The organism is Acinetobacter stercoris, from assembly GCF_900323515.1.
In the GTDB taxonomy this organism is placed as follows: Bacteria; Pseudomonadota; Gammaproteobacteria; order Pseudomonadales; family Moraxellaceae; genus Acinetobacter; species Acinetobacter stercoris.
Map to the genome: position 1 here is coordinate 1 of NZ_OOGT01000338.1, position 2,158 is coordinate 2,158.

Sequence of the window (2,158 nt, forward strand, 5' to 3'; positions counted from 1 at the left end):
GTACAAAGGTTGTATTAATATGAAAGAGAATGAACATTCTATGTATTATTTTGAGAGGGTTTCAGAAATATCTCTAAATTATCAAAATAAAAAGGATATTTTAATACTTGATAATACATCACAGGATGTATTTAAAATATTTAACTGTTTACCACATCCTTGTGCCGTATGTTACTTGGATGATGGGGCTATAATTCATGCAAATCCAAAGTGGCAAAACCAATTTGGTATCAATCACAGTTTTTTTGACATGATCGGGAAAAATGATCTACAAAATTTTCAAAATGAATTAATTGCTTGTGTAAATTTAAACAATGTTTTTCTTAAAGAAATAGAGTTGATCATTGAGAGTAGGATCTATAATTGGTTTTCTTTACAAGTTCAGATCGCAAAAATCGCCTCAGATAGTCGAATGATTATTGTGATGACAGCAACCAATATCCATCATCGAAAATCAACGTATCTAAATCAGATTGCCCAGTTTTCAGCATATAAGAATATGCTGGATGTCAGTGCAGACTGTATCAAGTTACTGGATAAGAATGGCTGGATTCTGTACGTCAATATGTCTGGTCGTAAAATATTGGGAATTTCAGATGAAGGCATGACCAATTGGCTGGATTTAGTGCCAATAGAATATCTGGGGGAATGTAAAAAAGCACTTAATCTGGCAGCAAGTGGAAAAAATGCATTTGCAAAAATGGAAACTATGGATACTGATGGCATACATTTCTGGCATATTCATTTTACGCCAATTGTTGACCAATATAACCAGACACAATCTATTTTATGTATTTCCAGAGACATTACCCGTCAGATTAAAACTGTACAGAAACTAGAACGACAAAATGAGTTTGATCCTTTAACTGGATTATATAACCGTAAAGCCTTTAGACAGGTTGTAGACAAAATGCTGAACGAGGCAAAAGAGCAGTTTTCCTCTATAGGCCTGATACTTATGGATTTGGATTATTTCAAGCATGTGAACGAAACGATGGGACATGAAGCTGGGGATCATTTATTGAAAGTCGTGGCTAAACGTTTGTCTCTGGAGTTAGGAAAAACAGCAATTATAGGTAGATTAGGAGGGGATCAATTTGTAGCTGTTATTTCTAATGTTCACGATGAAAAGGAAGTTCTAGGCTTTGCGGAAATAGCTCTACGGCAACTTGACACGCCTGTTCGTTATAATAATCAACAGATCAGTGGGGCGATGAGTATTGGCTGTGCAATGTATCCTAAAGATGCCGATAATACGTCTGGGTTATTCAGATGTGTTGATACAGCACTGAGTGATTTAAAACAGAATGGGCGAGGAGGAGTTCGAACATATAACAGTAGTATGCTGATTCGTTCTGAACAAAAAGCTAGACAATTAAATAAAGCCAGACAAGTTTTACGCAGGAATTTTATTACACCTTATTATCAACCTAAGGTTGACTTATTTTCACAAAAAATTGTCGGATTTGAGGCTTTGCTCAGATGGGTGTGTCCAACCAAGGGATTGCGTTTTCCAAGTGTAGTCGCAGAAGCTTTTAATGACTATCATCTATCAACACAAATCAGTAATCAAATGCAGATCAAGATTTTTAAGGATATACGTAATTGGCTGGACAAAGGGTTGGAGATGGTTCCAATTGCGATCAATGTCGCACCTGTAGAGTTTCTTCGGGATGATTATGCTGAACGTTTTTTGACAAGAATAAAAGAGTTTGATATCCCTCATCATTTGGTTGAATTGGAAGTAACTGAATATGTTCTGGCTGACCGAGGCTCGGATTATGTTCAAAGGGCATTGCAATTATTAAAAGAAAATGGAATCAGGATTGCTCTGGATGATTTTGGTACAGGGCATTCATCTTTATCCCGGTTAAAGGATTATCCGATAGATTGCTTAAAAATAGATCGAAGTTTTATCCAGCTTATTGAACCAGATAAAGAGATTCTGGCTATTATAGAAGCACTTATCCAACTTGCACCTAAACTGGAACTGGATATTGTTGCAGAAGGAATAGAAACAAGTTCTGAATTGGAAATTTTGGCGAAATCTGGCTGTAAAGTTGGGCAAGGTTTTCTTTTTAGTAAAGCCGTTACAGCCACTGAGGTTATAGGTATGTTGCAAAACAAGGTGATTTATCATTAAGATAAGATTAAGAAA

General features: G+C 36.0%; 1 protein-coding gene. It reads left to right on the forward strand.

The window, feature by feature from the left end; translation table 11 throughout:
• On the forward strand, positions 1–2,143 hold a 2,143-nt coding region (locus tag KPC_RS19255; RefSeq protein ID WP_121975918.1), incomplete at its 5' end, for an EAL domain-containing protein.
• Positions 2,144–2,158 lie beyond the last annotated feature (15 nt).